Source organism: Chromobacterium sp. HL1 (assembly GCF_057418835.1).
In genome coordinates this window covers 3,377,977-3,398,521 of record NZ_CP162399.1, presented here as the reverse complement: position 1 = coordinate 3,398,521, position 20,545 = coordinate 3,377,977, and the positions used below count along the sequence as shown (strand labels likewise).

Here is a 20,545-nt window from a genome sequence, read left to right as displayed (position 1 = left end):
CATGTCGCTTACCAATAAGACCGAACTCGCGAGTCTGATCGCCGATATTCAGGCTGTAGCAGAGACCAAGCTTTCCGAAAAGGAGAAACACCAGCTCGAACCCTTCTTCCCGATCTACTTCGAGGAAGCCGAGCATGCCGACCTTAGACAGTTTTCGTCGCTGGATTTGTTCGGCGCCGCGTCGGCGCATTACGCGTTCGGCGCCAAGCGCGCGGCCGGTCAGCACAAGGCGCGCATTTACAACCCGGATTTCGAGCGCGACGGTTGGCAAAGCACCCATACCGTGATTGAAGTGGTCAACGACGATATGCCGTTCCTGATCGACTCCATCACCATGCTGCTGTCGCGCCATAGCCTGAACCTGCACCTGCTGGTGCACCCGGTGCTGTCGGTGGGCCGCGACAAGAACGGTGCGATCCAGGCGGTCAAGCGCACCGAGGACCGCAGCCTGCCGCTGGAGTCCTTCATCCACGTGCAGATTGACCGAGTCACCGATCCGGCGGTGCTGAAGCAGCTGGAAGCGGATTTGAACCGCGTGATTGTAGACATCCGCTTGGTGGTGAGCGACGAGCCCAAGATGCGCGAAGTGTTGGCCGACATCAGCAAGGACCTGTCCCTGGTCAAGGGCAAACGCGCGGCGGAAGCCAAGGAGGCGGTGGACTTCCTGGCCTGGATGTCCAAGCGCAACTTCCTGTTCATGGGGTATTGCGATTACGACCTGGTGCGCCGCAACGGCAAGGACAGCCTGAAGATCGTCAAAACCTCCGGTCTGGGCATCTTGAAGGACCAGGGCGACAAGGAATACTCCGCCAGCTTCGAACAGCTGCCGCAGGAGCTGCGTGAACTGGCTCACCTGCCGCAACTGATCATTCTGAACAAATCGCAGACCCGCTCCATCATTCACCGCCCGGCCTACATCGATTTTGTCGGCATCAAGCGTTTCAACGACAAGGGCGAAGTGATAGGCGAGCGCCGCTTCCTGGGCCTGTACACCGCCAGCGCCTACCAGGACTCCCCCAAGGACGTGCCCATCCTGCGCCAGAAAGTGGCGACCGTGGTCAGCAACTGCGACTACGTGGACGACAGCTATAAATCCAAGACCTTGAGCTTTGTGCTGGAGGCCTATCCGCGCGACGAGCTGTTCGAAATCCCGGCCGAGGTGTTGGGACCGATCTCCGAGGGCATCGTCAGCCTGCAGGAACGCCCGCGCGTGCGCCTGTTCGTGCGCAAAGACCGCTACCACCGCTACGTCAGCTGCCTGGTCTACGTGCCGCGCGACAGCTTCAACACCGAAGTGCGCCTGAAGATAGAGAAGGTGTTGATGAACGCCTTCAACGGCACCAGCGCCGAGTTCAGCGTGCAGATCAGCGACGGCTCGCTGGCACGCGTGCATTACATCATCCGCACCAACGCCGCCAAATTGCCGGAATTCCACGAGGCCGACATTGAGGCCGAAATCGCCCGCCTGGTGCGCGGCTGGGTGGAAGAGCTGCATCAACTGCTGGTGGAAACACACGGCGAAGAACTGGGCAATGCGCTGTTCAACCGTTACAAGGGCGCTTTCCCGGTGGCTTACCGCGAAGAGTTCGCGGTGCGCAACGCGGTGCTGGACATCCAGCATATCGAATCGGTCAACGCCGAATCCCCGCTGGCGATGAAGTTGTACCGGCCCTTCCATCGCGGCGCATCGGCCTTCAATCTGAAGCTGTTCCGCGAAGGCGAGGCGTTGGGCCTGTCCGCCAGCCTGCCGATTTTGGAAAACATGGGCGTCAAGGTCCGCGACGAGCATCCGTACTGCGTGCAGCGCGCGGACGGCCGTCAGGTGTGGATCAGTGACTTCGGCCTGGACGTGGGCTCCGCGGAAGAGCAGATCGCCAGCGAAGAAGTGCAGCAGGACTTCCAGGAGCTGCTGACCCAGGTGTTCGCCAAACGTTGCGAGAACGACGGCTTCAACCGCCTGGCGCTGGTGGCCGGGTTGGACTGGCGTGAAATTTCGCTGGTGCGCGCCTTGGCCAAGTACCTGCGCCAGGGCGGCCTGACCTTCAGCCAGGCTTACATCGAGCAGTGCGTGGCCAATTACCCGGCCATCACCCGCTTGCTGGTTGAACTGTTCGCCGTGCGTCTGGACCCGGCGCATGCCGACGATGCGCGCGCCGACGCCTTGCTGGCCAAGCTGCGCGAGCAGCTGGACGGCGTGGCCAATCTGGACGAAGACCGCATTCTGAACGGTTTCCTGTCGGTGATCCTGGCCACCCGCCGCACCAACTTCTGGCAGAAGGGCGCCGACGGCGAGTTCAAGTCCTATATCTCGTTCAAGCTGGAATCCAATCTGGTTCCCTTCCTGCCGCAGCCGCGCCCGATGTTCGAAATCTGGGTGTACAGCCCGCGCGTGGAGGGCGTGCATCTGCGCGGCTCCAAAGTGGCGCGCGGCGGCTTGCGCTGGTCCGATCGCATGGAGGATTTCCGCACCGAAGTGCTGGGCCTGGTGAAGGCGCAGATGGTGAAGAACTCGGTGATCGTGCCCATGGGCTCCAAAGGCGGCTTCGTCGGCAAGCAACTGCCGGCGCCTAGCGACCGCGAGGCGTTCCTGGCGGAAGGCGTCGCCTGCTACAAGATCTTCATCTCCGCGCTGCTGGACGTCACCGACAATCTGGTGAACGGCCAGATCGTGCCGCCGGCGGATGTGCGCCGCCTGGATCCGGACGATCCGTACCTGGTGGTGGCGGCCGACAAGGGCACGGCCACTTTCTCCGACATCGCCAACGGCATTTCCGCCGATTACGGCTTCTGGCTGGGCGACGCCTTCGCCTCCGGCGGTTCCGCGGGTTACGACCACAAGGGCATGGGCATTACCGCCCGCGGCGCTTGGGAATCGGTCAAGCGCCATTTCCGCCACCTGGGCGTCAACACCCAGGAGCAGGATTTCAGCGTGATCGGCATCGGCGATATGGCCGGCGACGTGTTCGGCAACGGCATGCTGCTGTCCGAGCACATCTGCCTGAAAGCGGCGTTCAATCACCTGCACATCTTCCTGGATCCGACGCCGGACGCGGCCAAGAGCTACGCCGAGCGCGCGCGTCTGTTCAAACTGCCGCGTTCCAGCTGGACCGATTACAAGCGCGAGCTGATCTCCAAGGGCGGCGGCATCTTCGAACGCTCGGCCAAGTCCATCCCGCTGTCGCCGGAAGTGAAGGCCTGGTTGGAGACCGACAAGGACAGCATGGCGCCGAACGAGCTGATCCACGAGATCCTCAAGGCCAAGATCGACCTGCTGTACAACGGCGGCATCGGCACCTACGTCAAGGCGTCCAGCCAAAGCCACGCCGACGCGCGCGACCGCGCCAACGATCCGGTGCGCGTCGACGGCCGCGATTTGCAAGCCCGGGTGGTGGCCGAAGGCGGCAACCTGACGTGCACTCAACTGGGTCGCGTCGAGTTCGCGCTGAACGGCGGCCGCATCGCCACCGACGCCATCGACAACTCCGCCGGCGTGGACTGCTCCGACCACGAAGTCAACATCAAGATTCTGCTGGGCGGCGTAATGCAGGCCGGCGACATGACCTTGAAGCAGCGCAATCAACTGCTGGCGGAAATGACCGACGAGGTGGCGCAGCTGGTGTTGCGCAACAATATCCAGCAGACCCAGATCCTGGCGATCAAACGCCAGGAGGCCGCCGCGATGCTGACCACCCATGCGCGCATGATCGCGCACATGGAGAAAACCGGCGAACTGAACCGCGAAATCGAGTACCTGCCGTCCGAAACCCAGATCAATGAGCGCCGCCTGGCGCGTCAGGGTCTGACCGTGCCGGAAATCGCGGTGCTGCTGTCCTACAGCAAGATTTCGCTGGATCAGGCGATTCTGGCGACTGATGTGCCGGACGACGCGGACTTCCTGTCCATCCTGACCCATTACTTCCCGAAACCGCTGCAGCAGCGCTTCGGCGCGCAGATGCAGCAGCATCAGCTGAAGCGGGAGATCATCGCCAACCAGTTGGCCAACCAGATCATCAACCGCATGGGCACCACCTTCGTGTTCCGCATGCAGGAAGAGTCTCCGTTCTCCGCCGGCGACATCGCCCGCGCCTGGTGGATTGCCAGCCGCGTGTTCGACGCCGAGCGCCTGTGGAGCGAGATCGAAGCGTTGGACAACAAGGTGTCGGCGGATCATCAGGTGGAAATGATGGTGCTGGTGCGCACGCTGGTGGAGCGTGTGACGCGTTGGGTGCTGCGCAACAAGCGTCCGTTCGCCTCGGTGAACGCCGTGATCGAGCAGTACGCCACCAAGGTGAAAGCGCTGTTGGCGCAACTGCCTCAGCTGATCGCTTCCGGCAGCTACCCGGCAGTGGAGGCGCTGGAAGCGCGCCTGAGCCAGCCGGGCATGCCGCAGCCGCTGGCGCAGGTGCTGGCGCGTCTGGAGTTCGCCGTGCCGTTGATGGACATCATCGAAATCAGCGAAGGCAGCGCATTGCCGCTGGAGCAGCTGGCTAAGAACTACTACCAGTTGGGCCACGCGATGCAGCTGGATTGGCTGCGCGACGCGATCACCAGCCTGCCGCGCGACAACCGCTGGCAGTCGCTGGCGCGCTCCGCGCTGCGCGACGACTTGTACCGCGTGCATCGCAATCTGGCGGGGCAGGCCTTGCAGGACGCCGCCGGCGCGGAAGCGTTTGCGCAGCAGTGGATGGAGAAGCGCCATCACGAAGTGGAGGTGTGCGCGCAGATGTTCGCCGAGCTGCAGTCGTTCAGCGTGTTGGATCTGGCCATGCTGTCGGCCGGCATGCGCGAACTGAGCAACCACCTGCTGGCCTGATCGCCCGCTAGGGATCGCGTCAATTGAAAACCGGCTCCTAGGAGCCGGTTTTTTTGCGTCCGGAGGACCTGCTTGGGATGCGGGGCAGGGAAATTTGGAATCTGTTTACGATGGGCCGCGCGCCGGCAGGATGGAGGACGAAGGGCGCTGCAACCGTCTTCGAAAGGCTTGGATGGTTTGAGCGGGTTCCGCTTGCCTGCTTTAACGGGCGCTTAGAACAGATCGATCTCGCCAAAGCGTTGCGCATTGTCGAGTTGGCCGCCGGCGACCAGCTCTTCGTAACCGCATACCAGGTTGCGGCCATGCGTTTTGGCGTAATACAGCGCTCGGTCCGCCTGTTCCACCAACTGGCCCGGCAAGAGCTGCGGCAGGATGCGGGTGAAGCCCAGGCTGACGGTCAGGCGGCCCACCTGGGGAAACGAGTATTGCTCGACGCGCTGGCGGAAGCGCTCCAGCGCCACCGCGGCTTCGTTTGGAGGCAAGCCTTGGAAGATGATGGCGAACTCCTCGCCGCCGTAGCGGAACAAGCTGTCGTCTTCGCGAAACGACTGTTGCATCAGCTGCGCCAGCAAGAGCAGCACCTCGTCGCCCACCATGTGGCCGAACTGGTCGTTGACCTGCTTGAAATGGTCGACGTCCAGCAACGCCAAGGTGCAGGCGTGATTTTCGCCGGGGGATTGCAATTGCGCCGCCATCAGGTTGAACAGGCGCAAATCGAATTTACGGCGATTGTTCAGCGCGGTGAGCATGTCGCGGTCCGCCTCGAACAGCAGGCGCAGGAAGTTTTCGTGAATCCTGGCCATGGCTTTCAGCATGGCCTTGTTGACCTTTTGCTCCGCCGTCACGTGGATGACCAGCAGGGACACGATGCTGCCCATGCAGCGCAAGGGCAGGCATAGGCCGTGGGGAATACGGAAAATGCCCTCGTCTCTGTCCAGCGAGTTGAGCAGGTCGTAAAGGAAGATGGGCGGCGGCAGCCAACTGTCGTTGGCGGTTTCCGTAATCTGGGTCTTGCCGTCCACGGAGGAGGCGCTCAGGCGCCGGCGGGTGTAGGGCACGCCGTTGACCCAGCGACAGGCGAACAACTCCACCTTGTCCACCCGCATCACCTCGACCAAGGTGGAGGCCAGACTGCTTTCCAGCATGTCCTGTTCGCGCTGGGAGGTGAGTTCGACCAGATTGTCGAGAATCCGCTTGCTGTCGTCCTCTTGAGGGGCTTGCGTCATGCCTGGACATCCTTTGCCGGCGATTGAGGGCGGTGGTCGCGTGCGCGGCGCAAGCCGGCCGTGCGAGGCCGGCTGCGCTACGGTGTGAGTATAGGCAATCGCGCGGCGGCCGGCCTCAGTTGCGTCCGGTGCTGCCGAAGCCGCCGTCGCCGCGTTCCGAGCTGTCGAAGTCGTCGACGATATTGAAGCCCACCTGGACGATGGGCACGATGATCATCTGCGCGATGCGTTCCAGCGGCGTCAGCCGGAACGGCTCGTGTCCGCGGTTCCAGACCGATACGAACAACTGTCCCTGGTAGTCGGAGTCGATCAGGCCCACCAGGTTGCCCAGCACGATGCCGTGCTTGTGACCCAGGCCGGAGCGCGGCAGCAGCATGGCGGCCAGGTTGGGGTTGGCGATATGGATGGCCATGCCGGTGGGGATCAACTGGGTTTCGCCCGGAGCGATGGTGATGTCCTGCTCGATGGCGGCGCGCAGGTCGAGCCCGGCGGAGCCCGGCGTCGCGTAGTTGGGCAGATTCTGCTTCAGACGCGGATCCAAGATCTTGACGTCGATGACGGGTTTTTTCATGAGAGTCCTTTCTTGTCGGCTGCGCGGGGCAGCCGCGGTGTTGATGGCTTATTGCTTGTGCGGCAACAGCTGGGCCAGATGTTCGACAATGGCCCTGGCCACGTCCGGCTTGGGCATGCCGGGCAAGGGGTGGGGGCCGTTCTGGTCCAACAGCACCACCTGATTGTCGTCGGCGCCCATGGCTTGCTGCGCCAGGTTGGCCACCAGCAGCGGCAGCTTTTTGCGCAGGCGTTTGGCTTCGGCGAACTCCAGCAGGTTCTGACTTTCCGCCGCGAAGCCGACGCAGAACGGAGCGGCGGGCAAGGAGGCGACGGCGGCGAGAATGTCCGGGTTTTCCTCCAGTTCCAGGCTGGGCGGCGCCGCGCCTTTCTTGATCTTGTGGTCGGACGGGTTCTTGACCCGGTAATCGGCCACCGCCGCGACGGAAATGAAAATATCGCTGCGTCCCACCTCGGCCATCACCGCGTCGTGCATTTGCCGGGCGCTGGCCGCGTCGATGCGGCGCATGCCCAGCGGGGCCTCCATGCCGGTGGGGCCGGAGATCAGCGTGACTTCGGCGCCGGCGTCGCGGCAGGCGCGCGCCAGCGCGTAGCCCATCTTGCCCGAGCTGATATTGGTGATGCCGCGCACGGCGTCTATGGCCTCGTAACTGGGGCCGGCGGTGAGCAGCACCTTCTTGCCGGCCAGCACCTTGGCCCGGAAAAACCCTTCCAGCAGCTCTGCGATCTCCTCCGGCTCCAGCATGCGGCCCTCGCCGGTTTCGCCGCAGGCCTGGGCGCCGTTGGCCGGTCCGAAGACGGCGACGCCGTCGGCGCGCAGCTGCGCGACATTGCGCTGGTTGGGCGGATTGTCCCACATCTGCCGGTTCATCGCCGGCGCCACGATCAGCGGACAGGCGCGGGCGGCGGCCAGCGTGGACAGCAGATCGTCGCAGGCGCCGTGGGCCAGCTTGAACAGCGTGTTGGCGGTGGCCGGCGCGATCAGGAAAACATCGGCGCGGCGCGACAGGTCGATATGGGCCATTGCGTTGCTGGGGCGCTCGTCCCACAGATCGGTGTACACCGCATGGCCGGACAAGGCCTGGAAGGTGGCGGGAGTCACGAAGCGCATGGCCGCTTCCGTCATCACCACTTCCACGCTGTGGCCGGCTTTGACGAGAAGGCGGGTCAACTCCGCCGCCTTGTAGGCGGCGACGCCGCCGGTAATGCCTAGCAGAATTTTCTTGCTTGTCATGGACTTGTCGCAACAGGCGGTAAATGTCCAATTTTAGCGGATTTCCACGGACTGGGCGCGCTGGCGGGCATATTGCTTCGATGATATGGTGAGCCATGCCTCATCGCGTTTGGTCTGACCTTGAAAACAGTGCTATAGCCAGAGGAGGAGCGTGCAGATGTCTATCGCCCATTGGCCGGAGGCCGAGCGTCCCCGTGAAAAACTGTTGGCCCAGGGAGCGGCGGCGTTGTCGGACTCCGAATTGCTCGCCATCTTTCTGCGCACCGGCATGCAAGGCTTGAGCGCGGTGGAGATGGCCAGGCAGTTGATGCTGGACTTCGGTTCGCTGTCCGGCTTGCTCAACGCCAGTTTTGAAGAGTTCCGGGCGCGCAGGGGCCTGGGCGCCGCCAAATACGCGCAGCTGATGGCCTGCAAGGAGTTGGCGCAGCGGGCCTTGGCGGAGAATATGAGTCTGACGGACGCTTTGCGCGATCCGGGGCAGGTGCGCGATTTTCTGAGACTGGCGATTGCGGGCAAGGACGTGGAAGTGTTCGTCGCCGTGTTTTTGACCGTGCAGAATCGAGTGATAGCGGTAGAAGAGTTGTTTCGAGGCACCCTGACCGAAACCCGGGTCTATCCGCGCGAACTGGTGCGGCGGGCCCTGGCCAACAACGCGGCGGGGGTGATCATTGCCCATAACCATCCATCCGGCGTGTGCGAACCATCCGCCGCCGATCATTCTCTAACCAATACATTAAAAGCTGCGCTGCAGTTGGTCGATATAAGGTTGCTGGATCACTTCGTCGTGACCGGCGCGCGGGCGGAATCCTTTGCCGAGCGAGGCTGGTTGTAGGCGTTGAGCCGTTGCGGGGAGCGCTCGCGACGCTTGGAACCGGCGCCGCCTTTGCTGTCTTGTTGGACCTTGTCTCTCACCGCATCATTAGGAGGTCGCCATGAACATCCTGCGTCTGCTGAATGAGTCCGACTATATTCAGGTTAACAATCAGTTCGTGAAGCCGGATTTCCATACGGCTTCCGAAGAGTTTTCCGATGACGACGATGTGGTGCTGGAGGCCAATCTGGATGGTCAGGAGTTGGTGTTGACCGTGGCGGATCTGGAGGAGGCGACGCCGTTGGCCGATGGCGGTTTTTGGTTGGAGGGCGTTGGCTATCTACGCTTTTTGTCGCAGCAAAATCTGCATTGAACCCCTTCTAGGCTTTACGCTCGCAGGCCCGGCGATGTCCGGGCCTGCTGCATTGTGGAGCCTTCCCGCAGCTCCGCTTGATTTGGCTCAAATAGCGACCCGGGCTAAAGCTGTTACAGTGCTGTGTTTATTTGATAGTCATATTCAGGTGGCCGCATGGAACAGATCAAAGTAGGCATGATAGGCGCGGGTGAAACCGGAACGCCGCTGTTGCGGCAGCTGTTGGACGCACCCTTTGTCGGGATGGTGGGGGTGGCGGACTTGAATCTGGATTCGCCGGGCATTTTGCTGGCCCAGCAGCGCGGCATTTCCGTCACCGATAATTTCATCGAGCTGGCCGAGCAGGGCAGCAGCATTGACATCATCATCGATGTGACCGGCTCGCGCAAAGTGCGCGAGGACTTGCGGCGTTACATGCAGTTTTCCGGCAATACCCATACCGTGATCGTCCATGAACGCGTCGCCCTGCTGATGCTGTCCTTGGGCGCGGGCAAGCTGGTGACGACCCGGCATGACGATTCGCTGGCGTATTGATGGAGAAATCCAGGATTTGACTGGCGGGCAGCTGGTCGAATTTTGAGGACGCTGGGGGGCTTTCGCCCCCCTTTTTTTATGGTCTACGTTTCTTCCCTTCCGTTCGATCGGGCAGCCGTTTCATGCTGAGGTGCTATATTTTGATGGCGGCGTCGACGCTGCGCATATTCAGAAGTCCCGGGCAAAGCATCCGGGGCGGCGGTCGTTTCCATTCGACGGGGGTATTCATGCAGACGTCTTTTCTGACGAGGCGCGCCTTGCTGCTCTGCCTCAGCTTCAGCCTGTTCTCCAGTCCTGCCTTGGCCACCTTGGGGCAGCCCTTGCCGGCGGGCCGCGCGGCCGCTGCTCCGCAAGCGCTGGCTTTGAAGACCGCGCCGCCCGCGGTCTATTCCGTGGCGCAGAGCCGGGATGAGGCTGGCCGCCTCATCCGCGAGTTCGTCCGGCAGACGGACGGCGTTGTGTTCGCGGTGGCGTGGCAGGGCGCGTCGCTGCCGGATATGAGGCAGCTGCTTGGTGATTACTTTCCCAGTTATGTTTCCTCGCAGCAGTCCAATCGGGCCGGTCTGAATCGCTTGGAAGGCCGAGGGCCTGGGCTGACGGTGATCTCCGCCGGGCGCGCGCGCGCTTTCTTCGGCCTGGCCTATGTGCCCGCGCTGGTGCCGGCGGGCCTCGACATCGATCAACTCAAATAATCAGGGCGGGGACGAGATGAAACAGGCTATCTTTGGGCTGGTGTTGAGCTGTGCCTTGTTGTTGACGGCGTGCGGAGGAGGGGGCGGCGGGGTCGGCAGCGTCGCGCCGCCGGACAATGGAGGATCGACGGTCAATTCGGTGACGCTGACGGTAGACAGCGGGCCGGTGGCCAATGTTTATCAGATCAATATGCCCTATGTGTCGGTGACGGTGTGCGCGCCGGGCGGCAGCCAATGCCAGACGATCAGCCGGGTGCTGGTGGATACCGGCTCCAGCGGTTTGCGCCTGTTGGCCAGCGCCGTGAGCGGATCGACGCTGGGCAGCCTGCCCGGCGTGACGTCGAATAGCCGGCAACTGGCGGAGTGCATGCAGTTCGCCAGCGGCTTCACCTGGGGCAGCGTCCGCTACGCCGATGTCAAAATGGCGGGCAAGACGGCGTCCTCCCTGCCCATCCAGATCATCAGCGACCCGGCCTACGGCTTCATCCCGGGCGCGTGCAGCGGGACGGGGAGTAATTTGGGCAGCGTGTCGGTTCTGGGGGCCAACGGCATTCTGGGCGTCGGCCTGCGGCAGCAGGATTGCGGCAGCAACTGCGTCAACTTTAGCAATAACGGCTTTTACTACACCTGCCCCACCGCCTTGACCTGCCAGCAGGCGCCGGCGGCCGCGGCCTTGCAAGTGTCCAATCCCGTGGCGGCCTTCGCCGGCGACAATAACGGGGTGATGCTGCAATTGCCGGCGGTGGCGATCAGCGGCGCGCCCAGCGCCGCCGGAACGCTGTACTTCGGTGTGGGCACGCAGAGCAACAACGCTTTGGGTTCGGCCAAGGCTTTTCCCACTACGCTGGACGGCAATGGCGTGGATGCGATCACGACCAGCTATAAATCGCTCAACTACAGCAGCTTTCTGGATAGCGGTTCCAATGGGCTTTTTTTCGCCGATGCCACGATCGCCACCTGCGTGGTGGGCAGCAGCACCTGGTTCTGCCCCGGCGGCACCGTGAATCTCAACGCCACCTTGAGCGGCGGCGGCAACAGCAGCGCGGTGGGCTTCAATCTGGGCAATGCTGGAACACTGTTGTCGCAAGGTTACTCCGCTCTGCCTGCGGTGGGCGGGCCGGCCAGCGGCTTTCTTAGCAGCTACTTTGACTGGGGCTTGCCCTTCTTTTACGGCCGCAAGGTGTATATCGGCCTGGAAGGGAAGGGCAATCCGTTAGGCAGCGGGCCGATGTTCCTGTTTTGATAAGGCTTTGCGGGTTTCTTGCAACGCAATATAAAGCGTCCTATATCTGGATAGTCATCTCGATGACTTCTCCTTTGTTGAAATTAGCAATCTGTACGCCCGGCGAGCGCCGGGCTTTTTTTTATTCGCGCCGGCGGGGCCTTCGAGTCTCCGGCTAGAATAGCCGCTTCATGCTTTCTCGAGTTTGCTTATGTCCCGTTTGCTCGCAGTCGATCTGGCGAAATCCTATCGTTTATTGAATCATGGCCCCACGGTGCTGGTGTCCAGCGCGGCTGGGGAGCGCAGCAATGTGATGGCGGCGGCCTGGGCGATGCCGCTGGATTTCGATCCGCCCAAGGTGGCGGTGGTCATCGACAAGGCGACCCATACCCGGGAGTTGATCGAGGCTTCGGGCGAGTTTGTGCTCAATCTGCCTTGCCGCGCCCAGGCCGCCGCGGTGTTGCGGGCCGGCGGCGCCGACGGCAGGCAGGTGGACAAGTTCGCGCATAGCGGCCTGAGCCGGATCCCGGCGCAAGAGGTGGCCGCGCCGCGCGTGGACGGCTGCATCGCCTATCTGGAGTGCAAGGTGATCAGCGAGCCGCTGAATCAGCAGCGCTATGATCTTTTCATCGGGGAAGTGGTGGCGGCGGAGGCCGACGCGGAGGTGTTTGCTGACGGCCATTGGCGTTTCGACGACGAGGCCAAGCGCAGCTTGCACTATATCGCCGGCGGCGCTTTTTTCGCGACCGGGGAGGCTTTTGAAGTGGGAAAGTGAGGCGAGGGCGATAAAAAAGCGGCCGTGACGGCCGCTTGGTCTTATGCGCGCGTTGCGCTCAGCGCCATTCCACCAGCGCGTAATTCTTCTTGCCGCGCTTGAGTAGGGTGTAGCGGCCAAACAGGCGTTCGGCGTCGCCGAAGCGCTGCTCCAGGCTGTCGGCCTTGTCGCCGTTGACGCTGACCGCGCCGCTCTGGATGAAGGTGCGCGCCTCGCTCTTGGATTTGGCCAGGCCGCCGGCGGCCAGCGCGTCGATCAGGCTGTCGGCGTCGCGTTCCAGCTGGATGCTGGGCAGGCCGTCTTGCGCCAGTTGGGCGAAGTCGTCGGCGGTGAGGCTGCTCAGATCGTTGTTGAACAGGCTTTGGGTGATGCGCTGCGCCGCCTCCAGGGCGGCCGCGCCGTGCACCATGGTTGTCATCTGCTCGCCCAGGATGCGCTGGGCTTCCGGCTTGCCGTCACGGGCCTGGTCGGCGGCCTCGAGCGCGGCGATTTCTTCCAGCGACAGGAAGGTGAAGTAGCGCAGGAATTTGTACACGTCGGCGTCGGCGGTGCCCAGCCAGAACTGATAGAAGGCGTAAGGCGAGGTCTTCTTGGCGTCCAGCCAGATGGCGCCGGATTCGGTCTTACCGAACTTGGTGCCGTCGGACTTGGTCACCAGGGGCACGGTCAGGCCGAAGACCTGTTGCTGTTGCAGGCGGCGGGTGAGGTCGATGCCGGCGGTGATGTTGCCCCACTGGTCGGAGCCGCCGATCTGCAGCTTGCAGCCGAAGCGACGGTTCAGCTCGGAGAAGTCATAGCCCTGCAACAGGCTGTAGGAGAACTCGGTGAAGGAAATGCCCTGGTCTTCGCGGTTGAGGCGCTGCTGCACCGATTCCTTCTTGATCATCGCGTTGACCGAGAAATGCTTACCGATGTCGCGCAGGAAATCCAGCGTGTTCATTTGGCCGAACCAGTCGTAGTTATTGGCCATCAGCGCGGCGTTGTCGCCTTCGAAGCTGAGGAAGGGTTCGACTTGGCCGCGGATCTTCTCCACCCAGCTCTGGATCACGTCCGGGGTGTTCAGCTTGCGCTCGGCGGCCTTGAAGCTGGGATCGCCTATCATGCCGGTGGCGCCGCCCACCAGCGCCACCGGGCGATGGCCGGCCTGCTGGAAGCGACGCAGCATCAGCACCGGCACCAGGTGGCCCAGGTGCAGGCTGTCGGCGGTGGGATCGAAGCCGCAATAAAGGGTTACCTGCTCCTTGCTCAGAAGTTCTTCCAGCGCAACGGCGTCCGTGGTTTGCGCAATCAGGCCGCGGGCCTGCAGATCCTGAATCAGGGGGGCATGGTTCATTTATCGGGTCTCCAACAACAGGGTGATGCGCGGCAATGGCGGAATGAACGCGCCGCCGCAAAAAGTTAGGCCGCCCGTTGGCGGGCGGCGTAGCCGGACTCGCCAGGCGAGCCCAATCAAGGATATTAACCGAAAACCGGTGGTTTTTGCCCCCTTTTTGTCGGTAGAATCCGGACAAAACCCCATTTGGCTTAGGGTTTGTCCCGCCGGCACGGTATCATCATGTTGCAATGCATTAATTCGGGTGCGCCTGAGCGGGCGAGTTTTGGATTCAAGGAGTGAAAGCGCAATGACGCAAATGGTAAAAGTGTGGGATGTTCCCACTCGCTTGTTTCACTGGACGCTGGTGATTCTGTTCGGCTGCATGTGGTATAGCGGCGAGCAGGGCGGCGATTGGCTGCAATACCATATCTGGTTCGGCTCCTGTCTTGCCAGCCTGTTGCTGTTTCGTTTGATCTGGGGCGTGATCGGCAGCCAGACCGCGCGTTTCAGCAACTTCATCAAGGGGCCGCGCAACATTGTCCGCTATCTGCGCGGCGAGCTGAGCGAGAACGAGCAGCCGGGTCACAATCCGCTGGGCGGCCTGATGGTGCTGGCGATGTTGCTGGCCTTGCTGGCCCAGGTGAGCACCGGCCTGTTCGCCGCCGACGTCGACAGCTATCTGTACGACGGCCCGCTGGCCAAGCTGCTGAGCGGCGACATGGCCGAAGCCGCGACCTCGTTTCACAAGAGCTTTTTCAATGTGATTCTGGGCCTGGTCGGTCTGCACTTGCTGGCCATCATCGCTTACCGGGTGTTCAAGAAGAACAATCTGGTCAAGGCGATGATCACCGGCAACAAGGCCATCGCCGGCGATGTGCCGCGTTTGGCGTTCGCGCCCGCCATCATCGCGCTGGTGGCCCTGCTGGTGTCCAGCGGCGGCGTCTATGTGCTGTTGACGCGTTTGTAAGCGGCGGACCGCGGCGTCAGCGGGGCGAAAAGGGCGGGCATCCGCCCTTTTTTCATGGGCGTCGCTTATTTCTCCGGGCCGCGGAAAGCGTCGTGACAGGCTTTGCAGCTTTGCGCCACCGCGCCGTAGCTTTTCTTGATGGCGGCGAGCTCGCCGCCGCGGGCGCTCTGTCCCAGATCGGCGACCGATTTCAGGAACACGTCCTTGTCGGCCTGAAACTTGGCGGGCTGGCTCCAGATTTCCGGTTTGGCGCGGCTCTTGCCGCTGATGCTGTTGGCGGGGAAGTGATTGAAGGGCTCGGCGGCGATCTGTTGCAAGGCGTCGGCCTGACGGATGAAGGCGTCCTTCCGGTACGGATCCCGGCCGCGCACCACCGCGCCCATGGGCTCGAAGGCCAGCAATATTTTCTTGAAGGACTTGGTGCGGGTTTCGGCCGGCGTGTCGGCCAGCGCCAGCGGCGCCGCGACGGCGCCCAACAGCAATACGGTCAGCAGTTTTTTCATTCCGGGGTCTTCGGGGGTGGGGTCTGGCTGGGGGCGGGCAAGCAAACAGCCCGCTGGCGGGCGGGCTGCTGGGGTCGCGACGCGACGGGGCTCAGTCCTTGCGGAAGGCGTCGTGACAGGCCTTACAGGTTTTCTGGGTGGCGCCGAACTGCACCTTGATCGCGCCCAGATCGCCGGCGGCGGCCACTTGCTTCAGTTTGGCGGTGGCGGCCTTGTGGTTGTCGATGGCTTTTTGCCATTCGGCGGGCTTGCTCCAGATTTCCGGCTTGGCGTCGGTCTTGCCGGCGGTGCTGCCGGCCGGGAAGTGCTGCCACGGTTTTTGGGACAGGGCTTCCAGTTCGCCGGCGAGTTTGGCGAACTCGTCTTTGTTGTAAGGGGTTTCACCCTTCACCATCTTGCCCATGCCGCCTACAACCGGCTTGTATTGCTTGAAAACATCCTGGCGCTGCGCGATGGGATCGGCGGCGAAAGCCTGCCCGGCGAATACGGCGGCCACCACGGCCATCATCAGTGTTTTCATGTTATTTCCTTATATGAGCGATGAGGGATAAGCCATAAGCCTATCATGGACATTCTGGAGCACAAAGCTACCACGACCGACGGCCATGATAAACCGATGAATGATTAATCCTTGTGAATTCGATATGTTATACAGTAACATTGCGTCCTGATTAAACAAGCGGGTGTCCTGCATGGACCATCAAGCCTATCTGGCCGCGGCGGAGCGGCATTGCGAACGGCGCGGCAGCAAACTGACCGCATTGCGCCGTCAGGTGCTGGAGTTGGTGCTGCGTTACAGCGGGGTGGTCAAGGCTTACCAGGTTCTGGCGGATTTGCAGCAAGAGCGCGGCGCCGCCGCGCCGCCCACCGTCTACCGCGCGCTGGATTTCCTGGTGGAGCACGGTCTGCTGCACAAGGTGGACGCCTTGAACGGCTTCATCGTCTGCGATCATTTCGAATGCCAGCACGAAGGGCTGATCCTGGTCTGCGGCGATTGCGGCCAGGTGCAGGAGATCGACGCCGCGCCGGCCTTGAGCGCGCTGCGCCAGGCCGCGCAAGCGGTGGCTTTTTCCCTGTGTCCGCAAAACCTGGTGCTGACCGGCCGTTGCCAGTCTTGCAGCGCCTGAATCCAAGAATTCCCTGATCCATGAAAAAAACCATAGTCAATTTGTTCACCGGCTTTCTCGGGGTGGGCAAGACCACGGCGTTGCGCCATTTGATCGATCGTCGTCCCGCGCATGAAAAGTGGGCGATCATCGTCAACGAGTTCGGCGAGGTCGGCATCGACGGCGCGGCGCTGAGCCAGGACGAGCTGGCGGTGGCGGAAATCGCCGGCGGCTGCCTGTGCTGCGTGGCCGGACCGCAGATGACCGCCACGGTGGCGACCTTGCTGCGCCGCGAACGCCCGGACCGTCTGCTGATCGAGGCCAGCGGCCTGGCGCACGCGGCCGGCGTCATCGACGAGCTGCGCGCCAAGCCCTTGGGCGAGGCGCTGGAGGTGGGCGCGGTGCTCACCCTGGTGGACCCGCGCCAGTTCATTCAGCCGGACTATCATCGCCAGCCGCTGTACCGCGACCAGATTTCCATCGCCGACGTGCTGGTGGCCAACAAGATAGACACCGCCGACGTGCCGACGATGGAGGCTTTCCGCCGGCAGGCGGCGGCCTTGTTCCCGCCCAAGTCCTTGGTGGGCGAGGTGCGCAACGGCGAGCTGGATCCGGCCTGGCTGGACGCCGCCGCCGCGCCCAAGCCGCGTTACCGGCCGGCGGTGCCGGACGATGCCGCCGCGCAATGGCGTTCCATGGGCTGGACTTTCGGGCCGGAGCAGGCTTTCGACGGCGAGCGGCTGACCCGTTTCTTCGATGAGCTGCCCGCCTTGGTGCCGGGCCTGGTGCGTGCCAAGGGCGTGTTCAAAGTGCTGGACAGCTGGGTGTGGCTGAACTGGGCGGCCGGACAGTGGGGCGCGGCCCAGGTGTCCTGGAGACGCGATAGCCGCTTCGAACTGATCGCGGAGGATTTCGACGCCGCCGCGATCGAGAACACCCTGCGGAGGTGTTTCGAATGACGCCCAAACATCAACACACACACGCGCACCGGCATCTGACGCCGGACAATTTCAAAGCGCCGTTCAGCCTGCTGGCGCTGTCGGCCTGGCAGCGGCTGGGCCTGGCCGGCGCCGCGTTGGCGGTGCTCTGGTTCTTGGTGATCTGGGCTTTGCGGGAGGCGGCATGAGCGTCAGTCTGCAGAACCTGACGGTTTCCTATCAGCGCCATCCGGCGGTGCACCATGTCAGCGGTTGTTTCGCCGCCGGCGACGCCACCGCCATCTTCGGCCCCAACGGCGCCGGCAAGAGCACCTTGCTCAAGGCCATGATAGGCGCGTTGAAGCCGGACTCAGGCTCGGTGCAGCTGGGCGGCTTCCGGCGGCGGGACATCGCCTATCTGCCGCAGCAATCGGAGATCGACCGCTCCTTGCCTGTCAGCGTGCTGGATCTGGTGTGCACCGGGCTGTGGCACGACACCGGCGTGTTCGGCGGCGTCAGCCGCCGCGGCCGCGACCAGGCCTTGCTGGCCTTGGAGCAGGTGGGGCTGGCCGACTTCGCGCTGAGGCCGATCTCGGCGCTGTCCAGCGGCCAGTTCCAGCGCGTGCTGTTCGCCCGCATCCTGGTGCAGGACGCGCGGCTGATCCTGTTGGACGAACCGTTCAACGCGGTGGACGCCAAGACCACTTACGATCTGTTGGAGCTGGTGCGCCATTGGCGCGAGGAAGGCCGCACCGTGGTGGCGGTATTGCATGATTATGAGCAGGTGCGCGCGTATTTCCCGCATACCTTGTTATTGGCGCGCGAAGTGGTGGCCTGGGGCGATACCGCCGAGGTGCTGTGCGACGCCAATCTGAAACGCGCGGTGGACACCGCCGCGCATTGGCAATCCCAGGCCGCGGTCTGCGAAGTGGATGGAGCGCAAGCCTGATGCTGCACTTATACGATTTACTGGTGGCGCCGTTCGCCGAATTCGCCTTCATGCGCCGGGCGCTGGTGGGCTGCCTGGCCCTGGCCTTGGGCAGCGGCCCCATCGGCCTGTTCCTGGTGATGCGGCGCATGAGCCTGATGGGCGACGCAATGAGCCACGCGGTGCTGCCCGGCGCCGCAGTGGGTTTCATGATGGCCGGTCTCAGTCTGCCGGCGATGAGCTTGGGCGGTTTCTTCGCCGGCGTGCTGGTGGCCTTGCTCGCCGGCCTGGCCACGCGTTTCACCAGCATCAAGGAGGACGCCAGCTTCGCCGCCTTCTACCTGCTGTCTTTGTCCATCGGCGTCTTGCTGGTGTCGCGCGGCGGCAGCAATGTGGACTTGATGCACATCCTGTTCGGCTCGGTGCTGGCGGTGGACGACGCGGCGCTGTACCTGGTGGCCGGCGTCGCTTCCTTCACCCTGTTGGCGCTGGCTTTGATCTACCGCCCCTTGCTGCTGGAAAGCCTGGACCCGGTCTATCTGCGCGCCGTGGGCGCGCGCGGCGGCCTGTGGCACATGCTGTTCCTGATGCTGGTGGTGCTGAACCTGGTGGCCGGTTTCCAGGCGCTGGGCACCCTGATGGCGGTGGGCCTGATGATGTTGCCGGCGATCACCGCCCGCTTGTGGACCGAGCGCATCGAGGCCCTGCTCGGGCTGTCGGTGGCCATCGCCTTCCTGGCCGGCCTGGGCGGCCTCTTGCTGTCCTATCACTTCGAACTGCCTTCCGGGCCGGCCATCATTCTGCTGGCGGGCCTGGTCTATCTGCTGTCGCTGCTGTTGGCGCCGGTGGGCGGGGCTTTGCCGCGCTACATCCGCGCCCGGCATCTGGAATCCTGAACCCTTGATAAGGAAGTCGCCGATGAAGAAATCAATCATGGCCCTGCTGTTGCTGGGCCTGCCCTTGTCCGCCTGGGCCAAGCTGCCGGTGGTCGCCAGCTTCAGCATCGTCGCCGATATGACGCGCGAGATCGGCGGCGATCGCGTCGAAGTCTCCTCGCTGGTGGGGCCGGATCAGGACGCCCACGTGTTCCAGCCGTCGCCGGCCGACGTCAAGAAAGTGGCCGCCGCCAAGCTGCTGGTCACCAATGGCCTGGGCATGGAAGGCTGGATGGTGCGGCTGAGCAAGGCCGCTCATTTCAAGGGCGTGCAAGTGGAGGCGGGCAAGGGCATCAAGACCCGCGAAGCGGAAGACGAGGATCACCACGGGCACGACCACGGCCATGCCGGGCATGACCACGGGGCCGTCGATCCGCACGCCTGGCACGACCCCAGGCGCGTGCTGACCTATATCCGCAACATCGAGGCCGGCCTGAGCCAGGCGGACCCGGCCGGCAAGCCGGAGTACGCCCGCCGCGCCGCCGACTACGCGGCCAAGGTGAAGGAGATGGACGCCTGGGCAGCCAAGGCCTTCGCCGCCGTGCCCGCGGCCAAGCGCAAGATGCTGACCTCGCACGACGCCTTCGCTTATCTGGGCGAGCGTTACCAGCTGCAAGTGCTGGCCATCCAGGGCGTCAGCACCGAGTCCGAGGCGTCGGCCAAGGCGGTGGCGCGGCTGGTGCGCCAAGTGCGGCAGGAAAAAGTGGCGGCGGTATTCATGGAGAACATGACCGACAAGCGTCTGTTGGAGCAGCTGGCGCGCGAGGCCAAGGTGGCGATAGGCGGCAAGTTGTACGCCGACGCGCTGTCCGGCCCGTCCGGTCCGGCGCCCAGCTATTTGGCGATGTTCCGTTACAATGTGGACACCATTTTGAAATCGTTCAAATAAGCGCCCGCAGCAACTGCCAGGCGCCGATGCCCGCAACGACCAGTCCCGCCGTCAGGCGGACTGGTCGTTGTTGCATCCAGCGGCGCAAGCTGTCGGCGAAAGCGCCCATCAGCAGGAGATTGGGCAAGGTGCCGAGCCCGAAGGCGAGCATGGCCAGCGCGCCGCCGGACGCGCTGCCGGTGGCCAGCGCCGACAGCGAGGCGCTGTAAACCAGGCCGCAGGGCAGCCAGCCCCAGACCATGCCGGCCAGCAGCGCGGCTTGCGGCGAGCGGACCGGCAGCAGGGGGCCCAGCAGCGGCTGCAAGCGCCGCCAGATCGGCGCGCCCAGCCGTTCGATCAGATTGACCGCGCCGGACAGGCCGGCCAGGTACAGGCCCATGGCCACCAGCATCAGGTTGGCCAACAGCGCCAGCGCCAATTGCAGCCCGCGGATGTCCAGCAGAGCGAGGCCGGTGGCGGCCAGGCCGCCCAGCAGCGCGCCTATCAGCGCGTAGCTGCCGACGCGTCCCAGATTGTAGGCCAGCATGATGCGCCAGCGGCTGGTCTCGGGGGGCAGATTCAGCGTCAGCGCGGCGACGATGCCGCCGCACATGCCCATGCAGTGGCCGCCGCCCAGCAAGCCCGCCAGAAACAATATCCACCCGCTCGTTTCAATCATGCCGCAACCTGTCTCAGAAAGCTCTATGGTAACAGAGTGGCGGCTCGCGCTTGCGCGCGCGGCGGTCATATTTGCTT

At 63.5% G+C, this 20,545-nt stretch carries 21 protein-coding genes; 14 read left to right on the top strand and 7 right to left on the bottom strand.

Annotation, left to right across the window (positions count from 1 at the left end; genetic code table 11):
• The first annotated feature begins 1 nt into the window (after position 1).
• Positions 2-4,813 carry an NAD-glutamate dehydrogenase gene (locus tag AB1Z25_RS15385; protein WP_486635614.1) on the top strand — a complete coding sequence of 1,604 codons (4,812 nt, stop codon included), beginning with the start codon at positions 2-4 and terminating at the stop codon, positions 4,811-4,813.
• 212 nt (positions 4,814-5,025) lie between these two features.
• Here the strand turns inward: AB1Z25_RS15385 and AB1Z25_RS15380 are convergent, their stop codons facing one another.
• The 3 genes from AB1Z25_RS15380 to coaBC all read right to left on the bottom strand — a co-directional run bounded on the left by AB1Z25_RS15380 (position 5,026) and on the right by coaBC (position 7,843).
• A complete protein-coding gene (locus AB1Z25_RS15380) occupies positions 5,026-6,039 on the bottom strand; it encodes a GGDEF domain-containing protein (RefSeq protein WP_227104347.1) in 1,014 nt (337 codons plus the stop codon).
• A gap of 115 nt (positions 6,040-6,154) precedes the next feature.
• On the bottom strand, positions 6,155-6,610 hold the full coding sequence (gene dut / locus AB1Z25_RS15375; protein ID WP_107798593.1) for a dUTP diphosphatase: 456 nt from the start codon (positions 6,608-6,610) through the stop codon (positions 6,155-6,157).
• A 48-nt stretch (positions 6,611-6,658) separates the two neighbouring features.
• Positions 6,659-7,843, bottom strand: coding sequence for a bifunctional phosphopantothenoylcysteine decarboxylase/phosphopantothenate--cysteine ligase CoaBC (coaBC, locus tag AB1Z25_RS15370; RefSeq protein ID WP_486635613.1), 1,185 nt, complete (start codon positions 7,841-7,843; stop codon positions 6,659-6,661).
• A 157-nt stretch (positions 7,844-8,000) separates the two neighbouring features.
• Here coaBC and radC point away from each other — a divergent pair, with 157 nt between their 5' ends.
• The 6 genes from radC (at position 8,001) to AB1Z25_RS15340 (ending at position 12,250) form a co-directional block, all read left to right on the top strand.
• Complete coding sequence (gene radC / locus AB1Z25_RS15365; protein ID WP_107798595.1) at positions 8,001-8,675, top strand: RadC family protein; 675 nt, start codon at positions 8,001-8,003, stop codon at positions 8,673-8,675.
• Between the two features lie 100 nt (positions 8,676-8,775).
• Complete coding sequence (locus AB1Z25_RS15360) at positions 8,776-9,027, top strand: hypothetical protein (protein ID WP_019101157.1); 252 nt, start codon at positions 8,776-8,778, stop codon at positions 9,025-9,027.
• Between the two features lie 156 nt (positions 9,028-9,183).
• Complete coding sequence (locus tag AB1Z25_RS15355) at positions 9,184-9,561, top strand: oxidoreductase (protein ID WP_019101158.1); 378 nt, start codon at positions 9,184-9,186, stop codon at positions 9,559-9,561.
• 227 nt (positions 9,562-9,788) lie between these two features.
• A complete protein-coding gene (locus tag AB1Z25_RS15350; RefSeq protein WP_486635612.1) occupies positions 9,789-10,253 on the top strand; it encodes a DUF2844 domain-containing protein in 465 nt (154 codons plus the stop codon).
• Positions 10,254-10,269: 16 nt separating this feature from the next.
• The gene (locus tag AB1Z25_RS15345; RefSeq protein ID WP_486635611.1) at positions 10,270-11,496 is read left to right on the top strand and encodes a DUF3443 domain-containing protein; all 1,227 of its coding nucleotides are present in this window, start codon (positions 10,270-10,272) and stop codon (positions 11,494-11,496) included.
• 190 nt (positions 11,497-11,686) lie between these two features.
• On the top strand, positions 11,687-12,250 hold the full coding sequence (locus AB1Z25_RS15340) for a flavin reductase family protein (RefSeq protein WP_107798598.1): 564 nt from the start codon (positions 11,687-11,689) through the stop codon (positions 12,248-12,250).
• Positions 12,251-12,308: 58 nt separating this feature from the next.
• Here AB1Z25_RS15340 and tyrS read toward each other — a convergent pair whose 3' ends face one another.
• Positions 12,309-13,583 (bottom strand): tyrosine--tRNA ligase, encoded by a 1,275-nt coding sequence (gene tyrS / locus AB1Z25_RS15335; RefSeq protein ID WP_107798599.1) that lies wholly within the window; start codon positions 13,581-13,583, stop codon positions 12,309-12,311.
• Between the two features lie 289 nt (positions 13,584-13,872).
• Here tyrS and AB1Z25_RS15330 point away from each other — a divergent pair, with 289 nt between their 5' ends.
• A complete protein-coding gene (locus AB1Z25_RS15330; protein WP_235087392.1) occupies positions 13,873-14,532 on the top strand; it encodes a cytochrome b/b6 domain-containing protein in 660 nt (219 codons plus the stop codon).
• A 65-nt stretch (positions 14,533-14,597) separates the two neighbouring features.
• Here the strand turns inward: AB1Z25_RS15330 and AB1Z25_RS15325 are convergent, their stop codons facing one another.
• Positions 14,598-15,035, bottom strand: coding sequence for a c-type cytochrome (locus AB1Z25_RS15325; RefSeq protein WP_235087393.1), 438 nt, complete (start codon positions 15,033-15,035; stop codon positions 14,598-14,600).
• Between the two features lie 91 nt (positions 15,036-15,126).
• Positions 15,127-15,555, bottom strand: a complete 429-nt coding sequence (locus AB1Z25_RS15320; RefSeq protein ID WP_107798602.1) for a c-type cytochrome — start codon at positions 15,553-15,555, stop codon at positions 15,127-15,129.
• Between the two features lie 172 nt (positions 15,556-15,727).
• On the opposite strand from AB1Z25_RS15320, the gene AB1Z25_RS15315 reads away from it, so the two are divergent.
• The 6 genes from AB1Z25_RS15315 to AB1Z25_RS15290 are packed head-to-tail and all read left to right on the top strand — an operon-like array spanning position 15,728 to position 19,810.
• Positions 15,728-16,162 (top strand): Fur family transcriptional regulator, encoded by a 435-nt coding sequence (locus tag AB1Z25_RS15315; RefSeq protein ID WP_019101166.1) that lies wholly within the window; start codon positions 15,728-15,730, stop codon positions 16,160-16,162.
• A gap of 20 nt (positions 16,163-16,182) precedes the next feature.
• Positions 16,183-17,100 carry a CobW family GTP-binding protein gene (locus tag AB1Z25_RS15310; protein WP_486635610.1) on the top strand — a complete coding sequence of 306 codons (918 nt, stop codon included), beginning with the start codon at positions 16,183-16,185 and terminating at the stop codon, positions 17,098-17,100.
• Positions 17,097-17,267, top strand: a complete 171-nt coding sequence (locus AB1Z25_RS15305; protein ID WP_227104334.1) for a hypothetical protein — start codon at positions 17,097-17,099, stop codon at positions 17,265-17,267. The genes AB1Z25_RS15310 and AB1Z25_RS15305 overlap by 4 nt, the downstream gene beginning before the upstream one ends.
• Positions 17,264-18,007, top strand: coding sequence for a metal ABC transporter ATP-binding protein (locus AB1Z25_RS15300; protein ID WP_227104332.1), 744 nt, complete (start codon positions 17,264-17,266; stop codon positions 18,005-18,007). Before AB1Z25_RS15305 ends, AB1Z25_RS15300 begins: the two co-directional genes overlap by 4 nt.
• Before the next feature lie 2 nt (positions 18,008-18,009).
• On the top strand, positions 18,010-18,882 hold the full coding sequence (locus tag AB1Z25_RS15295; RefSeq protein ID WP_199225997.1) for a metal ABC transporter permease: 873 nt from the start codon (positions 18,010-18,012) through the stop codon (positions 18,880-18,882).
• Between the two features lie 22 nt (positions 18,883-18,904).
• Positions 18,905-19,810, top strand: coding sequence for a metal ABC transporter solute-binding protein, Zn/Mn family (locus AB1Z25_RS15290; protein ID WP_235087400.1), 906 nt, complete (start codon positions 18,905-18,907; stop codon positions 19,808-19,810).
• Here the strand turns inward: AB1Z25_RS15290 and AB1Z25_RS15285 are convergent.
• Entirely contained in the window at positions 19,803-20,468 is a 666-nt protein-coding gene (locus tag AB1Z25_RS15285) for a sulfite exporter TauE/SafE family protein (RefSeq protein ID WP_227104330.1), read from the bottom strand. The two genes, AB1Z25_RS15290 and AB1Z25_RS15285, sit on opposite strands and share 8 nt — an antisense overlap.
• Positions 20,469-20,545: the final 77 nt, after the last annotated feature.

What these genes read in the sequence shown, in the direction of transcription:
- AB1Z25_RS15385 (WP_486635614.1), top strand. Translation starts at nt 2, where the DNA reads ATGTCGCTTACCAATAAGACCGAACTCGCGAGTCTGATCGCCGATATT.
- AB1Z25_RS15380 (WP_227104347.1), bottom strand. Translation starts at nt 6,039, where the DNA reads ATGACGCAAGCCCCTCAAGAGGACGACAGCAAGCGGATTCTCGACAAT.
- dut (WP_107798593.1), bottom strand. Translation starts at nt 6,610, where the DNA reads ATGAAAAAACCCGTCATCGACGTCAAGATCTTGGATCCGCGTCTGAAG.
- coaBC (WP_486635613.1), bottom strand. Translation starts at nt 7,843, where the DNA reads ATGACAAGCAAGAAAATTCTGCTAGGCATTACCGGCGGCGTCGCCGCC.
- radC (WP_107798595.1), top strand. Translation starts at nt 8,001, where the DNA reads ATGTCTATCGCCCATTGGCCGGAGGCCGAGCGTCCCCGTGAAAAACTG.
- AB1Z25_RS15360 (WP_019101157.1), top strand. Translation starts at nt 8,776, where the DNA reads ATGAACATCCTGCGTCTGCTGAATGAGTCCGACTATATTCAGGTTAAC.
- AB1Z25_RS15355 (WP_019101158.1), top strand. Translation starts at nt 9,184, where the DNA reads ATGGAACAGATCAAAGTAGGCATGATAGGCGCGGGTGAAACCGGAACG.
- AB1Z25_RS15350 (WP_486635612.1), top strand. Translation starts at nt 9,789, where the DNA reads ATGCAGACGTCTTTTCTGACGAGGCGCGCCTTGCTGCTCTGCCTCAGC.
- AB1Z25_RS15345 (WP_486635611.1), top strand. Translation starts at nt 10,270, where the DNA reads ATGAAACAGGCTATCTTTGGGCTGGTGTTGAGCTGTGCCTTGTTGTTG.
- AB1Z25_RS15340 (WP_107798598.1), top strand. Translation starts at nt 11,687, where the DNA reads ATGTCCCGTTTGCTCGCAGTCGATCTGGCGAAATCCTATCGTTTATTG.
- tyrS (WP_107798599.1), bottom strand. Translation starts at nt 13,583, where the DNA reads ATGAACCATGCCCCCCTGATTCAGGATCTGCAGGCCCGCGGCCTGATT.
- AB1Z25_RS15330 (WP_235087392.1), top strand. Translation starts at nt 13,873, where the DNA reads ATGACGCAAATGGTAAAAGTGTGGGATGTTCCCACTCGCTTGTTTCAC.
- AB1Z25_RS15325 (WP_235087393.1), bottom strand. Translation starts at nt 15,035, where the DNA reads ATGAAAAAACTGCTGACCGTATTGCTGTTGGGCGCCGTCGCGGCGCCG.
- AB1Z25_RS15320 (WP_107798602.1), bottom strand. Translation starts at nt 15,555, where the DNA reads ATGAAAACACTGATGATGGCCGTGGTGGCCGCCGTATTCGCCGGGCAG.
- AB1Z25_RS15315 (WP_019101166.1), top strand. Translation starts at nt 15,728, where the DNA reads ATGGACCATCAAGCCTATCTGGCCGCGGCGGAGCGGCATTGCGAACGG.
- AB1Z25_RS15310 (WP_486635610.1), top strand. Translation starts at nt 16,183, where the DNA reads ATGAAAAAAACCATAGTCAATTTGTTCACCGGCTTTCTCGGGGTGGGC.
- AB1Z25_RS15305 (WP_227104334.1), top strand. Translation starts at nt 17,097, where the DNA reads ATGACGCCCAAACATCAACACACACACGCGCACCGGCATCTGACGCCG.
- AB1Z25_RS15300 (WP_227104332.1), top strand. Translation starts at nt 17,264, where the DNA reads ATGAGCGTCAGTCTGCAGAACCTGACGGTTTCCTATCAGCGCCATCCG.
- AB1Z25_RS15290 (WP_235087400.1), top strand. Translation starts at nt 18,905, where the DNA reads ATGAAGAAATCAATCATGGCCCTGCTGTTGCTGGGCCTGCCCTTGTCC.
- AB1Z25_RS15285 (WP_227104330.1), bottom strand. Translation starts at nt 20,468, where the DNA reads ATGATTGAAACGAGCGGGTGGATATTGTTTCTGGCGGGCTTGCTGGGC.